Origin of the sequence: Plasticicumulans lactativorans, from assembly GCF_004341245.1 — a bacterium.
GTDB lineage: Bacteria > Pseudomonadota > Gammaproteobacteria > Competibacterales > Competibacteraceae > Plasticicumulans_A > Plasticicumulans_A lactativorans.
Genome location: NZ_SLWY01000011.1, coordinates 85,380 through 101,077 on the forward strand (window position 1 = coordinate 85,380; position 15,698 = coordinate 101,077).

The 15,698-nt window shown below is 71.6% G+C and carries 12 protein-coding genes; 5 read left to right on the forward strand and 7 right to left on the reverse strand.

Annotated features, from left to right (window positions below; genetic code table 11):
* Positions 1-65 precede the first annotated feature (65 nt).
* Positions 66-1,406 (forward strand): MFS transporter, encoded by a 1,341-nt coding sequence (locus tag EV699_RS11010; RefSeq protein ID WP_132542611.1) that lies wholly within the window; start codon positions 66-68, stop codon positions 1,404-1,406.
* Positions 1,407-1,475: 69 nt separating this feature from the next.
* Entirely contained in the window at positions 1,476-2,126 is a 651-nt protein-coding gene (gene maiA / locus EV699_RS11015) for a maleylacetoacetate isomerase (RefSeq protein WP_132542613.1), read from the forward strand.
* 32 nt (positions 2,127-2,158) lie between these two features.
* Here maiA and alr read toward each other — a convergent pair whose 3' ends face one another.
* Both alr and EV699_RS11025 read right to left on the reverse strand, forming a co-directional pair.
* Positions 2,159-3,238: an alanine racemase gene (gene alr, locus EV699_RS11020; protein ID WP_132542615.1), complete on the reverse strand. Its 1,080-nt coding sequence runs from the start codon at positions 3,236-3,238 to the stop codon at positions 2,159-2,161.
* A gap of 32 nt (positions 3,239-3,270) precedes the next feature.
* Positions 3,271-4,524: a D-amino acid dehydrogenase gene (locus EV699_RS11025; RefSeq protein ID WP_132542617.1), complete on the reverse strand. Its 1,254-nt coding sequence runs from the start codon at positions 4,522-4,524 to the stop codon at positions 3,271-3,273.
* A 206-nt stretch (positions 4,525-4,730) separates the two neighbouring features.
* Here EV699_RS11025 and EV699_RS11030 point away from each other — a divergent pair, with 206 nt between their 5' ends.
* Positions 4,731-5,213: an Lrp/AsnC ligand binding domain-containing protein gene (locus tag EV699_RS11030; protein ID WP_132542619.1), complete on the forward strand. Its 483-nt coding sequence runs from the start codon at positions 4,731-4,733 to the stop codon at positions 5,211-5,213.
* Positions 5,214-5,315: 102 nt separating this feature from the next.
* Here EV699_RS11030 and EV699_RS11035 read toward each other — a convergent pair whose 3' ends face one another.
* From EV699_RS11035 to EV699_RS11045, 3 genes are all read right to left on the reverse strand, one after another.
* Positions 5,316-6,299 carry a tripartite tricarboxylate transporter substrate binding protein BugD gene (locus EV699_RS11035; protein WP_132542621.1) on the reverse strand — a complete coding sequence of 328 codons (984 nt, stop codon included), beginning with the start codon at positions 6,297-6,299 and terminating at the stop codon, positions 5,316-5,318.
* Positions 6,300-6,378: 79 nt separating this feature from the next.
* Positions 6,379-7,362, reverse strand: a complete 984-nt coding sequence (locus EV699_RS11040) for a tripartite tricarboxylate transporter substrate binding protein (RefSeq protein ID WP_132542623.1) — start codon at positions 7,360-7,362, stop codon at positions 6,379-6,381.
* A gap of 252 nt (positions 7,363-7,614) precedes the next feature.
* Positions 7,615-8,997: a type VI secretion system contractile sheath domain-containing protein gene (locus EV699_RS11045; RefSeq protein WP_132542625.1), complete on the reverse strand. Its 1,383-nt coding sequence runs from the start codon at positions 8,995-8,997 to the stop codon at positions 7,615-7,617.
* 224 nt (positions 8,998-9,221) lie between these two features.
* Here EV699_RS11045 and EV699_RS11050 point away from each other — a divergent pair, with 224 nt between their 5' ends.
* Positions 9,222-10,115 carry an SHOCT domain-containing protein gene (locus EV699_RS11050; RefSeq protein WP_132542627.1) on the forward strand — a complete coding sequence of 298 codons (894 nt, stop codon included), beginning with the start codon at positions 9,222-9,224 and terminating at the stop codon, positions 10,113-10,115.
* A gap of 10 nt (positions 10,116-10,125) precedes the next feature.
* On the opposite strand, the gene narL is transcribed toward EV699_RS11050, so the two are convergent.
* Positions 10,126-10,800 carry a two-component system response regulator NarL gene (narL, locus tag EV699_RS11055; RefSeq protein ID WP_424450031.1) on the reverse strand — a complete coding sequence of 225 codons (675 nt, stop codon included), beginning with the start codon at positions 10,798-10,800 and terminating at the stop codon, positions 10,126-10,128.
* Positions 10,788-12,590, reverse strand: coding sequence for a histidine kinase (locus tag EV699_RS11060; protein WP_132542631.1), 1,803 nt, complete (start codon positions 12,588-12,590; stop codon positions 10,788-10,790). The genes narL and EV699_RS11060 overlap by 13 nt, the downstream gene beginning before the upstream one ends.
* 398 nt (positions 12,591-12,988) lie before the next feature.
* On the opposite strand from EV699_RS11060, the gene EV699_RS11065 reads away from it, so the two are divergent.
* Positions 12,989-15,661 (forward strand): nitrate/nitrite transporter, encoded by a 2,673-nt coding sequence (locus tag EV699_RS11065; protein ID WP_132542633.1) that lies wholly within the window; start codon positions 12,989-12,991, stop codon positions 15,659-15,661.
* Positions 15,662-15,698 lie beyond the last annotated feature (37 nt).

Genomic DNA, 15,698 nt, shown 5'->3' on the forward strand with positions numbered 1-15,698 from the left:
GCGGCCGAGGGCCGCGCCGGCGGGCGACCACCCGACAAGAAACCACATCCCCGGAGGAGATCACGATGGACGCCAAGCGCACGATCGACGTGCAGGACTTCATCGACCACCACCCCTTCTCGGCATACCAGAAGGCCATCCTGACGCTGTGCTTCCTGATCGTCGCCGTCGACGGCTTCGACACCGCGGCGATCGGCTTCATCGCCCCGGCGCTGAAGGCCGAATGGGGGCTGACGCCGCAGGCGCTCGGGCCGCTGTTCGGTGCCGGCCTCGGCGGGCTGATGCTCGGCGCCTTCATCTTCGGCCCGCTGGCGGACCGCTACGGGCGCAAGGCCATCCTGCTCTTTTCGGTGGCCTTCTTCGGCACCGCGAGCCTGGTGTCGATGTACAGCGCGAACCTCGAACAACTGGTGGTGCTGCGCTTCCTGACCGGGCTCGGGCTCGGCGGGGCGATGCCGAACTCGATCACGCTGACCTCGGAGTACTGCCCGGCGGCGCGGCGCTCGTCGCTGGTGACGCTGATGTTCTGCGGCTTCACCGTCGGCTCGGCGATCGGCGGGCTCACCGCGGCGCAGCTCGTGCCGGCGATCGGCTGGCGCGGCATCCTGCTGCTCGGCGGCGTGCTGCCGCTCGCGCTGGTGCCGGTGCTGTGGTTCGTGCTGCCCGAGTCGGTGCGCTTCCAGGTGCTGAACGGCCATGCCGGTGAACGCATCGCCCGCACGCTGCGCCGGATCGCGCCCGGCGCCGACCTGCAGGACGCCCGCTTCGTGCTCAAGGACCACAAGGCCAAGGGCTTCCCCGCGCGCCACCTGTTCGATGAAGGGCTGGGCAGGGGCACCGTGCTGCTGTGGGCCACCTTCTTCATGACCCTGCTGATCATCTACCTGCTGTCGAGCTGGCTGCCCACGGTGATCAGCAGCACCGGCATGAGCCTGCAGATGGCCTCGGTGGTCACCGCGATGTTCCAGATCGGCGGCACCGTCGGCGCGATCCTGATCGGGCGCTTCATGGACCGCAACCCGCCGGGCACCGTGCTGGCGATCGCCTACGCGCTGGGGGCGGGCTGCGTCGCGCTGATCGGTGTCTCCCACGCCAATCCCTGGCTGCTCGGGCTCGCGGTGTTCTGCGCCGGCGTCACCATCAGCGGCTCGCAGGTCGGTGCCAACGCGCTCGCCGCGGCCTACTACCCGACGCACGTGCGCGCCACCGGCGTCAGCTGGGCCTCGGCGGTCGGCCGCATCGGCTCGGTGCTGGGCTCGATGAGCGGCGGCGTGATGCTCGCCGCCGGCCTGCCGCTGTCGCTGATGTTCGCGATCGTCGCGGTCCCGGCGCTGCTCGCCGCGCTCACCATCTTCGTAATGGGCCGCCTCGAAGCGCAGCGCGAAGCCGCCGGCGCCAACGCCTGACCCCACCCCCGACCGCGGGCCGCGGCAGCGCGGCCCGCCTTGCTCTCAGACCGATCCCGGAGTCGCCCCATGTACCGCCTGCACAACTACTACCGCAGTTCCGCCTCGTACCGCGTGCGCATCGCGCTGAACCTGAAGGGCCTCGCCTACGAGTACGTGCCCTGGCACCTGACCCGCAACGGCGGCGAGACCGCACGGCCCGAGTTCCTCGCGCTGAACCCCGAAGGGCTGGTGCCGGTGCTGGAGACCGCCGACGGCCAGCACCTGACGCAGTCGCTCGCGATCATCGAATACCTCGACGCGCTGCACCCGACGCCCGCGCTGCTGCCGGGCGACCCGCTGGAGCGCGCGCGGGTGCAGGCGCTGGCACAGCTGATCGCCTGCGAGATCCACCCGATCAACAACCTGCGCGTGCTGCAGTACCTCACCAACCGCCTCGGCGTCAGCGAGGCCGACCGGAACGCGTGGTACCGGCACTGGGTGGAGACGGGGCTGCGCGCCTTCGAGGCGCAACTGCGTGCGTCGGACGCGACCGGGCGCTTCTGCCACGGTGACACGCCGACGCTCGCCGACTGCTGCCTGGTGCCGCAGATCTTCAACGCGCAGCGCTTCGGCTGCGACCTCGGCTTCGCCACCGAGACGCTGCGCATCCACGCCAACTGTGAGGCACTCGAGGCGTTCCGCACGGCGAGCCCGGAGCGTCAGCCCGACGCCGAGTGAGGCGGCAGCGGGCGCACCGCGGGTGTGGCGGCTCAGCCGCCGATCACCCGCTTGTGCACGCGCCCGGCGAGGTTGCAGAGGATTTCGTAGGCGATGGTGCCGGCGGCCTCGGCGATGCGCTCGGCGGGCAGGCCCTCGCCCCACAGCGTGACGCGGTCGCCGAGCTGCGCCTCGGGGTGGTCGGTGAGGTCGACGCAGAGCATGTCCATCGACACCCGGCCGAGGGTGCGGCTCGGCCGGCCGTTGACCAGCACCGGCGTGCCGGTCGGCGCGTGGCGCGGGTAGCCGTCGGCGTAGCCGACCGCGGCGATGCCGACGCGCATGTCGGCCGGGCAGGTGAAGGTGCCGCTGTAGCCGATGGTCTCGCCACGAGCCACGGTCTTCACCTGGATCAGCCCGGTGCTGAAGGTCATCACCGGCTTCAGGCCGGCGTCGGGGCCGGTCTGGCCGAGCATCGGCGAGCAGCCGTAGAGCATGATCCCCGGCCGCACCCAGTCGTGGTGCGCGGCCGGCCAGGCCAGCACGCCGGCGGAGTTCGACAGCGCGCGGCGCACCGGCAGGCCGGTGGTGGCCGCCTCGAAGCTCGCGAGCTGCTGCGCGGTCTGCGCGTGCGCCGGGTCGTCGGCGCTCGCCAGGTGGCTCATCACGCCGAGTTCGTCGGCGACCGCCGGGCAGGCGCGCAGGCGCTCGACGAAGGCGCGGGTGTGCCGCGGGTCGATGCCGAGCCGGTGCATGCCGGTGTCGAGCTTGAGCCAGGTTTTCAGCGGCCGTGGCAGGCGCGCGGCCTCGAGCAGGCGCAGGCCGGCCTCGTCGCGCACCGCGATCTCGAAGCCGTGCTCGGCGCAGAGCGCAAGCTCGTCGGCCTCGAACACGCCTTCGAGCAGCAGCACCGGCTGCGTGGCGCCGGCCGCGCGCAGCGCCAGCGCCTCCTCGATGCAGGCGACGGCGAGCGCGTCGGCGTCGCCGAGCGCGGGCAACAGGCGCGCCGCGCCGTGGCCGTAGCCGTCGGCCTTGACCACGGCGAACACGCGCGCGTGCGGCGCCAGCGCCCGCACCCGGCCCAGGTTGTGCCGCAGCGCGGCGAGGTCGATCACGGCGGTGGCCGGACGCATGTCGGAAGTCCTCCTGCCGGGGCCCGTCGGGCTCAGGCGTAACGGTCCATGCCGAGGCCGGCGGTGTCGATGTCGGGCTGCGCGCCGGTGACGATGTCGCTGATCACCCGCGCCGAGCCGCAGCTCATGGTCCAGCCCAGCGTGCCGTGGCCGGTGTTCAGGTACAGCCGCTTCAGCGGCGTGGCACCGATGATCGGCGTGCCGTCCGGGGTGTTCGGGCGCAGGCCGGTCCACAGCTCGGCGCGGCTGACGTCGCCGCCGCGCGGGAACAGGTCGGTGACCACGTGGCGCACGGTGTTGCCGCGCTCGTGGGTGAGCTGCAGGTCGTAGCCGGTCAGCTCGGCGGTGCCGGCGACGCGGATGCGGTCGCCGAGGCGGGTGATCGCGACCTTGTGGGTCTCGTCCATCACCGTCGACACCGGCGCGAAGGCCGGGTCGGTGATCGGCACGGTGATCGAGTAGCCCTTCACCGGGAACACCGGGATGCGGTAGCCGAGCTCGCGCATCAGCTTGGTCGAATAGCTGCCGAGCGCGCAGATGTAGGCGTCGCCGGTGATGCGCCCCCTGTTGGTCTGCACCCCGGTGACCTCGCCGCCGCTGTGGTCGAGGCCGAAGATCGCCGTGCCGTACATGAACTGCACGCCGAGCCCGGCCGCCATCTCGGCCAGCCGCTGGGTGAACTTGAAGCAGTCGCCGGTCTCGTCGCCGGGCAGGCGCAGGCCGCCCTGGATCTTGTCGCAGACCAGTTCGAGCGCGGGTTCGGCGGCCACGCAGCCGGCGCGGTCGAGCACCTCGTGGCCGACGCCGAGGCTTCGCAGCACGGCGATGTCCTTGGCGGCGTCGTCGACCTGCTTCTGCGTGCGGAACAACTGCAGCGTGCCCTGCTGGCGGTCGTCGTAGCTGATGCCGGTGTCGGCGCGCAGCGTGACGAACTGGTCACGGCTGTACTCGGCGAGGCGCATCATCCGCGACTTGTTGACCTCGTAGGCGCGGGCGTTGCAGTTCATCAGCATCTCCCACATCCAGCGCCACATCTCCGGATTGAACTTGAGCCGCAGCACCAGCGGCGCGTGCTCCATGAACATCCACTTCAGCGCCTTCAGCGGCACGCCCGGCCCGGCCCAGGGCGCCGAGTAGCCGGGCGAGATCTGCCCGGCGTTGGCATAGCTGGTTTCGAGCGCAGGCCCCGGCTGGCGCTCGAGCACCACGACTTCGTGCCCGGCCTTGGCCAGGTAATAAGCGGTGCTGGTGCCGACCACGCCACTGCCCAGAACGACGATCTTCATGCGCTGCGCTCCTCTACGAACCGGTGACTGCCGCCCCGCCCCGGATCGGGGATCGCTCTTGCGATGAACCGGGGCAATCTCAGCAAGATGACCTATTGTATGAGGAAGAGTGCCGCCGATAGCGTCGAAATGATGCGGCGATACAGGCGGAATTGCCGGTATCACCGGTTCGCCCCGCGGGCGGCCGAAAATCTTGCGGTGGCGTCATGGCCCAGGCCCGAAAACTCGATCGCATGGACCGGCGCATCCTGCGCAAGCTGCAGGAACAGGGGCGGCTGTCCTATGTCGATCTCGCCGCCGCGGTGGGGCTGTCGCCCTCGCCCTGCCTCGAACGCGTGCGCCGGCTGGAGAAGGACGGCGTGATCCTCGGCTACACCGCGGTGCTCAACCCGCGCAAGCTCGGCGCCGGGCTGCTGGTGTTCGTCGAGATCAGCCTCGACTACACCTCGCCCGACATCTTCGACCAGTTCAAGCGCGCCGCGCTGCAGGTGCCGCAGGTGCAGGAATGCCACCTGGTCTCGGGCAACTTCGACTACCTGCTGAAGATCCGCATCGCCGACATGACCGAGTACCGCGAACTGCTCGGCCTGATCCTGCGCACGCTGCCCGGCGTGCGCGACTCGCACAGCTTCGTCGTGATGGAGGAAGTGAAGGAGAGCCTGGCGATCCCGATCGCCGACGGCCCCTGAACGCCCGGCGACGGGCGGGCGTGCTGCACGGCACCGCGGCCCCCCGTCCGCCGCTGCCCGTCCGTGCGGCATGGGATGCCGCGCGGACGGGCGGATGCGGGCTCAGTCGGCGTAGACGCCGGCCTTCTTGATCACCACCCCCCACTTGTCGATCTCGGCCTTGAGGTAGCTGCGCAGGGCCTCGGGGGTGGCACGGTCGGCGGCGACCGGTTCGGTGCCGAGATCGGCGAAGCGCTGCTTGACGGTGGCGTCGTTCAGCGCGACGTGCAGCGACTGCACCAGCCGGTCGATGACCGGCTTGGGCGTGCCCTTGGGCGCGTACAGGCCGTGCCAGACGGTGATCTCGAAGCCCGGCAGCCCGGCGGAGTCGAGCGTCGGCAGGTTCGGCAGCGAGGCCACCGGGGTCCTGGTGGTGACGCCGTAGGCCTTGATCTTGCCGGCGCGGATCTGGCTCGTGGTGTTGGTGGTCTGGTCGCACATCAGGTCGACCTGGCCGCCGAGCAGGTCGTTCATCGCCGGGCCGGTGCCCTTGTACGGCACCGTGGTCAGCTCGGTCTCGATCGCGCTCATGAACAGCATGCCGCACAGGTGCGAGGCGGCACCGATGCCGGCGTTGGCCAGCGTGACCTTGTCCTTGTTCGCCTTCACGTAGGCCAGGAGTTCCTTGACGTCCTTGGCCGGGAAGTCGCTCTTCCCCACCAGCGTCATCGGCACGTCGGTCACCAGGCCGATCGGCTCGAAATCGGCGACGGGGTCGTAGGGCAGCTTGCGGTAGAGCGCCGGTGCGGTGGCCTGGCCGATATGGTGCATGAAGAGGGTGTAGCCGTCGGGCGCGGCCCGCGCGGCACGTCCGGCGCCCAGCGTGCCGCCGGCCCCGCCGACGTTCTCGACGATGACCGTCTGCTTCAGGTCGGTTCCCATCGCGGCCGCCACCAGGCGGGCGACGGTGTCGGTGGGGCCGCCGGCGGCGAAGGGCACGATCATCGTGATCGTCTTGATCGGGTAGTCTTCGCTCGCCCGTGCCGGCGTCGCGACGACGAGGGCGGCGGCGAGCAGGCCGGCGATGGTGGTGTGTGTGCTGATCATGTACGAGCTCCTCGGTGGCCGTGCGGTGGCCCCGCCGCTGCGCGTGCGGGGCCGTCCGATAGACACTTCCCGGCGACAGTCAATCCACCGTCGCGCCGCTTTCCTTGACCACCTTGGCCCACTTGGCGGTTTCGCTGGTGATGAAGGCGCGGAAGTTGTCGGGCGTGTCGCCGACGAACGCGGACCCCATCTCCTCCAGGCGCTGGCTGAACTCGGGCGTCTTCATGATCTTCAGCGTTTCGGCGTTGATCCTGTCGATGACCGCCGGCGGCGTCCCGGCGCGGGTGAAGAAGCCGTACCACGCATAGGCCTCGAAGCCCGGGTAGCCGGCCTCGATGAAGGTCGGCACGTCCGGCAGCTGCGGCGAGCGCTGCGCGCTGGTGACCGCGATCGCCTTGACCTTGCCGGCCTTGATGTGCGGCAGGATCGCGATGAGGCTGTCGAACATCACCGGCACGTGGCCGCCCATCAGGTCGGTGATCGCCGGCGCCGAGCCCTTGTAGGGCACGTGGATCATGTCGAGCTTCGCGGTGGTCTTGAACAGCTCGCCGGTCATGTGCTGCGGCGTGCCGCTGCCGGACGACGCGTACTGGAAGTTGCCGTCCTTGGACTTGATCAGCGCGACCAGCTCCTGCAGGTCCTTGGCCGGCACCGACGGATGCGCCGCCAGCACCAGCGGCACCTTGGCCAGCATCGTGATCGGCGCCAGGTCCTTCGCCGGGTCGAAGGCGAGCTTCTTGTAGAGGCTCGGGTTGATGACGATCGGCGCGCTCGACGAGATCAGCAGCGTATGGCCGTCCGGCGCCGACTTGGCGACCAGATCGGTGCCGATGTTGCCGCCGGCGCCACCGCGGTTGTCGATGATGAACGGCTTGCCGAAGACTTCGGCGAGCCTGGTCGTGATCGGCCGGGCGACGATGTCGGAGGGGCCCCCCGGCGGGAACGGGACGACGACGGTCACGGTCTTCTCGGGCCACTCGGCGGCGGACGCACTGAAGGCGGCGAGCGCCACGAGCATCAGGGCGCATTTGCGCGCCCAGGTGGGGAACACAGCCGTTCTCATCACTTTCGCTTCCTCCTGTCGGGCGCGCGATGCCTTCGCGCTGCCGGCGACCTCATCGTTATGGTTGGGTGCACGCGGCCCCGCGCGCGCCGCCGGCGCTACCCGGCCGGCGCCTGCGCGGCGCGTTCGCGGCCGAAGCAGTCTAGCCCACCACCCGGCCTGCGCCCGCCACCAGCCCGGATGGGAGGGCCGCCGCGACACGCATGAAGCGCACGGCCCAAACCGGTCGCGGCGCGCCCGCGACGCCGTCGCTCAGCCGCCCCACGGGCCCTGCAGCGCACCGGCGAGCGAGCGCCAGCGGTAGAGCCGCGCGGCGTTGCGGTCGCGGCGGCTGATCAGCGGCATCAGCCCGAGCGCGTCGAGCGCTTCGGCGGCGCTCTCGCTCAGGAACACCTCGGCACAGGGCTGCATCGCGCGTTCGCCGTCGACCGCGCGCACGTGCAGCGGCAGGTCGTCGAGTTCGCAGCTGTCGTCGGGGGCGAAGTCCCAGCCCTCGGCGTCGGTCCAGGCACGGCCGAGCAGCAGCGCGAGCCCCCAGGCGGGGTTGCCCCACAGCAGCTCCTCGTGCCCGGCCCCGGCGCTGTCCTCCTCGAAGGCGAAGCTGTCGATCGGGTCGGAGCGCGCCCCGAACGGCCGGCGCAGCAGCAGCCGCGGCAGCGCGAGCCCGAGCCGCGCGGCGCCGCCGGTCTGGCGCAGCGCCTGCCACAGCGCCGCCTCGGGCGTCTCCCCCGCCAGCCGCTGCGGCGCCTGCGCGAGCGTCGGCTCGAAGCCGCCGAGCAGCGGTGCATCGAGCGCATCGGCCAGCCCGCCGAGGCCGGCCAGCACCTGCACGTCCTCGCGGGTGGCGGCGAAGACGAAATCGGCGGCGATCAGCCCGAAGGCCCCGCCCGCCTCGGCCGCCGCGCTCAACAGCGCGGGCAGCACCGGCGCCTCCCCCAGCAGGTCGGCCACGAGTTCGTCGCGGCCGAGGTCGAGCACCGCGATCTGCACCCCGGCATCGGTGTCGAGGTTGCCGGCGAGCCAGGCGAGACCGCGCCACGCCGCCTCCAGGCGCTGGAAGCGCGGCTGGTGCAGCAGCGCACGCAGCGCCCGGGTGCGGGCGAGGTCGGCGGCGACCTCCAGCACCTGCCGGCGCGGGTCGGGCGCGGGCGTGCCGACATTGCCCACCAGGCGGCGGATGAGGTCCTCGGCATGCCGCTGCGCCGGCAGCCCCTGCCCGACGGCGCCGCCGAGCAGCGACGCGAACGTGTCGTCGGGCGCCGGCGGCGGCGGCGACGGCGCGGCGGGCGCCGGGGCCGGCGCCTGCAACTGGTCGCCGAGGCGGCGGGCGGCCGCGGCCACCTCCTCGAACAGGCTCACGCGCGCGAGCAGGGCATCGGGGTGGAAGTCGTCGACGCTCGTGAAGTCGAGCGTCAGCGCCGGCAGCGTCGCGTCGGCCGGCAGCACCAGCCGCGGCGCGAGGCGCGCGGCGAGGGCGTCGGTGCCGCCGCTGGCGAGTGCGAGCGGCGCGCGGGCGGCGAGCGGCGCGCGCGGCGCATCGCCGGCGAGATCGGCGAGCACGAGGATGCGGCAACTGCCGGTGCCGCGCCGCGGGCGCGGGGCGTTGCCGAATGCGAATTCGATCCGTCCGGGCATCTCGGGTCCTCCGGGCGATGGCCGCGGGGCGCGCGGCGCGGCTTTGAGCTTAGTCCAGCCGCACGCCCCGCTGCCGTCGCCGCCGTGCGCCCGGTGGCCAGCGGGCATTGCGCGAACCGCTCCGGCCTCCCTATGCTCGACTTCCGCCGCACTGCGGCATTTCCTGGTCCGGCCTCGCGGCACCGCGCTGCGGCCCGCCGCCGGACGACGACGAGTACACCCCGATGCGACAACTCTCCCCCGCCGGCCAGCAGATCATCGACGATCTGGCACGTCGCCACGGCTTCAGCCCCGATGCCGTGCTGGTGATGCTGGACGCCGTGATCAACGGCAACGGCAGCATGGCGCAGTTCAGCCACCCCGAGTTCGGCGGTTCCGGCCAGTGGATGCTGGGTGGCATGACGATGCTCGGCGACATGTTCAACAACTACCTGAAGAGCCGCGTCGACGGGCTCTGCTACGAACTGGCGGGGCTGGTGGCGAGCCAGCCCGAGCTGCTGCGCAGCGGCAGCTTCCAGTCGCAGAGCCAGGGCCGCCAGCAGCAGGCGGCGTTCGGCGGCGGGCAACAGCAGCAGCAGGGCGGCTACGGCGGCAGCCAGCAGCAGGACGGCAGCGGGCCGCTCGGGCCGGTGAGCCTGTTCGTGCCGCCGGCGCCCGGCGACGGCGGCGACTGGTGGGGCAGCGAACTGCGCTGGCCGAACAGCACCGGCGCGCAGAACGACGTGCGCTACGCGCTGTTCGCGCAGGCGCGGCGGCTCGCGATCGAGGTCAACGGCCACGTCACCGTCTACGACACGCTCGATCACCAGATCGGCGGCTTCGCGCAGCAGCAGGGCTACGGCGGCTCGCTCAGCTTCACCAGCCAGTACGGGCTGGTGGACGTCGCCAGCCTGCCGGTGGTGTCGATCGACGGCGTGCCGGTGCGCAGCCCCGCCCCCGTCGCACCGCCGGCATCGGCCGCGGCACCGGTACCGGCCGCGGCACCTGCTCCGGCGCCGGGCGGTGGCGAGGCCGACGTCTTCGCGACGATCGAGAAGCTCGCCGCGCTGCACGCCAAGGGCATCCTCAGCGACGAGGAGTTCGCCACCAAGAAGGCCGAGCTGCTCGGCCGGCTGTAGCGCGCGGCGCTCAGGCGCGCGGCGCGAGCCCCGTCTTGACCGCCCACACCGCGGCCTCGACGCGCGAGCGCAGGCCGAGCTTCTTCAGCACGTGCTTGACGTGGACCTTCACCGTGCCCTCGGTGATGTCGAGCTCGCGCGCGATCAGCTTGTTGCTCTTGCCGGCGGCGATGTGCAGCAGGATCTGGTGCTCGCGCTCGGTCAGCTCCGACAGCGGCAGCCCGGCGGCGGGCCCTTCGTGGCGCAGCGCCCGCGCCAGCAGCTCGGTGACCGGCGCCGACAGCACCAGGCGCCCGCGCGCGGCCTGGCGCAGGCTCGCCAGCATCTCCTCGGGCTCCATGTCCTTCAGCAGGTAGCCGTCGGCACCGGCCTGCAGCGCGGCGAGCACGTCCTCCTCGCTGTCGGACACGGTGAACATGATCACCCGCGTGTCGAGGTCGAGCGCCTTGATCGCGCGCAGCGCGTCGAGCCCGCCCATGCCACGCATCTGCAGGTCGAGCAGGATCAGGTCGGGCTTGAGCTCGCGCGCCAGGCGCAGGCCCTCGGCGCCGTCGGTGGCCTCGCCGACCAGGCGCATCGCCGGTTCGAGCGCGACGAGCTGCGACACGCCCTTGCGCAGCAGCGGATGGTCGTCGATCACCAGCAGGGTCTGGGGCTCGAGGTCGGGCGCGTTCATGGGCTGGATCCTCCGTCGGATGGGGCAGCGGCGCTGGCCGGAAAGCCGAGCTCGACGCGGCAGCCGCCGCCGTCCCGGTTCAGGAAGGCGATCTCGCCGCCGAGGCTGCGGGCGCGCTCGCGCATGATGGTGAGGCCGTAGTGACGTTCGCGGCCGGGATTGTCGCCCAGACCGACGCCGTCGTCGTCGATGTGCACGCGGATGCGTGCGCCGCAGCGCGCGAGGCTCACCCGCGCGTGGCGCGCGCGGGCGTGGTGGACGATGTTCGACAGTGCCTCGCGCACGATCTGCAGCACGTGGATCTCCTGGTGCGGGCTCAGCGCCTGCGCACCCGGAGCGAAATCGAGCTCGATGGCGAGCCCGCCGCGGCTGCCGAACTCCGCCAGCGCGCGCGCCAGCGCGGTTTCGAGCCCGGTCTCGGGCATCGCGATACGGAAGGTCACCAGCAGTTCGCGCAGCTCGCGGTAGGCGCTGCCGAGGCCCTCGCGCAGCTCGCCGAGGATGTCGGTGACCTGCGCCGGCTGCCCCGCCGGCAGCGCCGACTGCAGCCGGCTGACCTGGATCTTCAGGTACGAGAGCGACTGCGCGAGCGAGTCGTGCAGCTCGCGCGCGATCACGTTGCGCTCCTCCAGCAGCGCGAGGCGGCGCTGCGAGAGGTCGCGCTGGCGCGCGTGCAGGCACGCGGCGATGTGCTGGGCGACGGTTTCGAGCAGGCGCTGGTGCTCGGGGCCGGGGGCGCCGTCGGCCGCGCGCTCGATCTCGAGCACACCGTAGCGCCGCCCCTGGTCGGCCACCTCGATGCGCAGCGTCGCGGCGTCGCTCCGCGGCGGACGCTCGGGGTCGGCGGCGATGCAGTCCGGCGCCGTCGCGCCGCCGCGCCCGTCGATCTCGTCGAGCGCGGCCGCGGCCTCCGGTTCCAGGTGCAGCGCGGCGGCGGCGGCGCCGGTCGAGCGCACCGCCTCGCCGAGCAGCGGGCGCAGCGTCGCCGCCGCCGGCGGCCCGGCGCCGAGGCGCCGCGCGGTGTCGTAGAGGAGCTGCAGCGAGCGGTTGGACTGGCGCAGCGCGCGCGTCTGCTCGCGCACGCGGGTTTCGAGGTCGGCGTAGAGCTTGGCGAGGTCGCCGGCCATGGCGTTGAAGGCCTGGCCGAGCACGCCGAGTTCGTCGGCGCCGGTGTACGCGGCGCGGCGCGAGAAGTCGCCGCCGCGCACGCGCTGGGCGAGCGCGAGCAGGTCGCGCAGCGGCGGCAGCACGCAGCGGTGCACCTCGCGCCAGGCGAGCGCGGCGAGGATCGCGCAGGCGCCGAGCGCGAGCGCCTGCAGCCAGCGCAGCCAGACGAGCTTGGCCTCGGCGCCCTGCTCCAGCGCCGTCACCAGGCGGTCGATGTCGGCCACGTAGGCGTCCACCCGTTCGAGGAAGCCGTCGCCGCGGGCGCCGGCGTCCGTTGCGGCGACCGGCAGCAGCGGGCGGATCGCGCTCTGCCAGTGACCGCGCACTTGCGCGAGCAGGTCGCGCCGCGCGTCCTCGCCGGCGGCGCGGTCGAGCACGCGGCTGCCGAGGCGGCGCTCGAACTCCGCGCCGGCCTCGTCGACGCGCGCGGGTGGCGCGACGCCGGCGCGCACCTGCGCCACCTGCGTGGCGATGCGGTAGCTCTGCATGCGCAGCGAGCCGGCGAGGTTGATCGCTGCGGCGTCGCCGCGCCCGGCCTCGGCGATGGTCAGCGAGCTGCCCATGCCGATCACCGCGAACAGCGCGATGCCGCCGAGCAGCACGCCCATGCGCAGCATCAGCGAGTCGCGCAACCCGGGCCCTGCGACCCGTTCCCCTCCTGCTCCCACGTCTCCTCCCCGGCCACCACGGCCCTTCTCCCGCAGGCTCGGCGAGCCGACGCCCGCCGGCCTTGACCTGCCTCAAGCGCGCCGCGCGCCCCGCCGCCGCCGCCACGCTGTCCACGGTTGCACATGTCGTCGACCCGATGGTGGTAGACGAGCACACCGCTCCCGGCCAGTGCCATGTGGAAAAGCGTAAGCGTTTCCGTGCCTAAGCAGCCGCTCCGGGCGAGGTAGCCGGAGGCAGCCCGGCGGCGCACCGGCCTACCCACCTCGGTCTGGCTTGACGCGCATCAACAGGGTCTCGCCTAGCTTTCCTTACCGTCACGCCAAATTTGGAACGGCGCGCACAGACGCGAGGAGGCACTCCCATGCAAGCCGGCAAAGGTCCACAGACCCGCGCCCTGGTGATGAGCACGGTGGCGTTCACGGTGTGTTTCGCCGTGTGGACCGTGTTCTCGATCATCGGGGTACAGATCAAGCAAGAGCTTGGTCTCAACGACACCCAGTTCGGCCTGCTGGTGGGTACCCCCATCCTCACCGGCTCGCTGATCCGCCTGGTACTCGGCATCTGGACCGACCAGTACGGCGGGCGCCTGGTGAACGTCGTGGTGATGCTGTCGGCCGCGGTGGCGACCTGGCTGCTCACCTACGCCACCACCTACGAAACCTTCCTGCTCGCCGCGCTCGGCGTCGGCATCGCCGGCGGCTCGTTCGCGGTGGGCGTCGCCTACGTGTCGAAGTGGTTCGAATCGGCCAAGCAGGGCACCGCGCTCGGCATCTTCGGCGCCGGCAACGTCGGCGCGGCGGTGACCAAGTTCGTCGCGCCCTTCGTGATGGTGGCCTACGGCTGGCAGACCGTCGCCCAGGTGTGGGCCACGGCGATCGCGGTGATGGCGGTGCTGTTCTGGCTGTTCACCGATGACGATCCGAGCCTGCGCGAGCGGCGCGCGACCGGCGCCAAGCCGCTCAGCTTCCTGCAGCAGATGGAGCCGCTCAGGCACCTGCAGGTGTGGCGCTTCTCGCTCTACTACTTCTTCGTGTTCGGGGCCTTCGTGGCGCTGTCGCTGTGGCTGCCGCGCTACCTGACCGGCGCCTACGGCATGGACATCAAGCACGCCGGCATGATCGCCGCGACCTACTCGATCCCGGCGTCGCTGTTCCGCATCTTCGGCGGCTGGCTGTCCGACCGCTACGGCGCGCGCCGGGTGATGTACTGGACCTTCGGCGTGTCGGTGATCTGCACGCTGCTGCTCGCCTACCCGCCGGCGAGCTTCACCATCCGCGGCATCCACGGCCCGGTCGAGTTCTCGATGGAAACCGGCATCGGCCTGTTCATCGTGCTGATCTTCGTCCTCGGCTTCTTCATGAGCCTCGGCAAGGCCGCGGTGTTCAAGCACATCCCGGTGTACTACCCGAACCACGTCGGCGCGGTCGGCGGCGTCGTCGGCATGATCGGCGGCCTCGGCGGCTTCCTGCTGCCGATCACCTTCGGCATGCTCAACGACCTCACCGGCGTGTGGCAGAGCTGCTTCATGCTGCTGTTCGTGATCGTCGGCGTGTCGACGGTGTGGATGCACTTCGCCATCCTGCGGATGGAACACCGCGCGCTGCCGCAGCTCGACGCCCTGTCGCAGGACCTGCCCGAACTGGTGCAGCCGAGCCCGCTCACGCTCACCGAGTGGGAGCCCGAGGACAAGGCCTTCTGGGAGGCCAAGGGCCGGCGCATCGCCACGCGCAACCTGTGGATCTCGATCCCCAACCTGCTGCTCGCCTTCGCGGTGTGGATGGTGTGGTCGGTGGTGGTGGTCAACCTGCCGAACCTCGGCTTCAAGTACACGGCGAACCAGTTGTTCTGGCTCGCCGCGCTGCCGGCGCTGTCGGGGGCGACGCTGCGCATCTTCTACAGCTTCATGGTGCCGATCTTCGGCGGCCGGCGCTGGACCACGCTGAGCACGATCTCGCTGCTCGTCCCCTGCGTGTGGATCGGCTTCGCGGTGCAGAACCCCGACACGCCCTACCTGGTGATGCTGATCCTGGCGCTGCTGTGCGGCTTCGGCGGCGGCAACTTCTCCTCGTCGATGGCCAACATCAGCTTCTTCTTCCCGAAGGCGCAGAAGGGCACGGCGCTCGGGCTCAACGCCGGCCTCGGCAACCTCGGCGTCAGCGCGGTGCAGTTCGTGGTGCCGCTGGTGATCACCGCGAGCGTGTTCGGCAGCCTCGGCGGCGAGCCGCTGACCTGGGCCAAGGGCGATGCCACCCGGCAGATGTGGCTGCAGAACGCGGGCTTCGTCTGGGTGCCGTTCATCATCGTCGCGGCGCTGGCGGCGTGGTTCGGCATGAACGACATCGCCTCGGCGAAGGCCTCGTTCGCCGAGCAGGCGGTGGTCTTCAAGCGCAAGCACAACTGGCTGATGTGCTGGCTGTACCTGGGCACCTTCGGTTCCTTCATCGGCTTCTCGGCGGGCTTCCCGCTGCTCACCAAGACGCAGTTCCCCGACGTCAACCCGACCCAGTACGCCTTCCTCGGCCCGCTGGTCGGCGCGCTGGTCCGGCCGCTGGGCGGCTGGCTGTCCGACCGGCTCGGCGGCGCGCGGGTCACCTTCTGGAACTTCATCGCGATGATCGCGGCGGTGTTCGGCGTGCTCGCCGTCCTGCCGCACGGCGGCCAGGGCGGCAGCTTCGTCGGCTTCCTGGCGATGTTCATGGTGCTGTTCGTCACCACCGGCATCGGCAACGGCTCCACCTTCCGCATGATCCCGGTGATCTTCCTCACCGAACGCCAGCGCGCCGCCGCCGGCCAGGACGCCGCCGCGCAGGAGCAGGCGGTCAAGGACGCCAACAAGGAGGCCGCCGCGGTGCTCGGCTTCTCCGCGGCGATCGGCGCCTACGGCGGCTTCTTCATCCCGAAGAGCTTCGGCAGCTCGATCGAGCTGTTCGGCGGCCCCGAGGGCGCGCTGTACGGCTTCGTCGTCTTCTACCTGACCTGCATCGCGCTCACCTGGTGGTACTACGCCCGCCGCAACGCCGAGATGCCCTGCTGATCATCTTCCCCTCCCCACGCGGGAGGGGCCAGGGAGC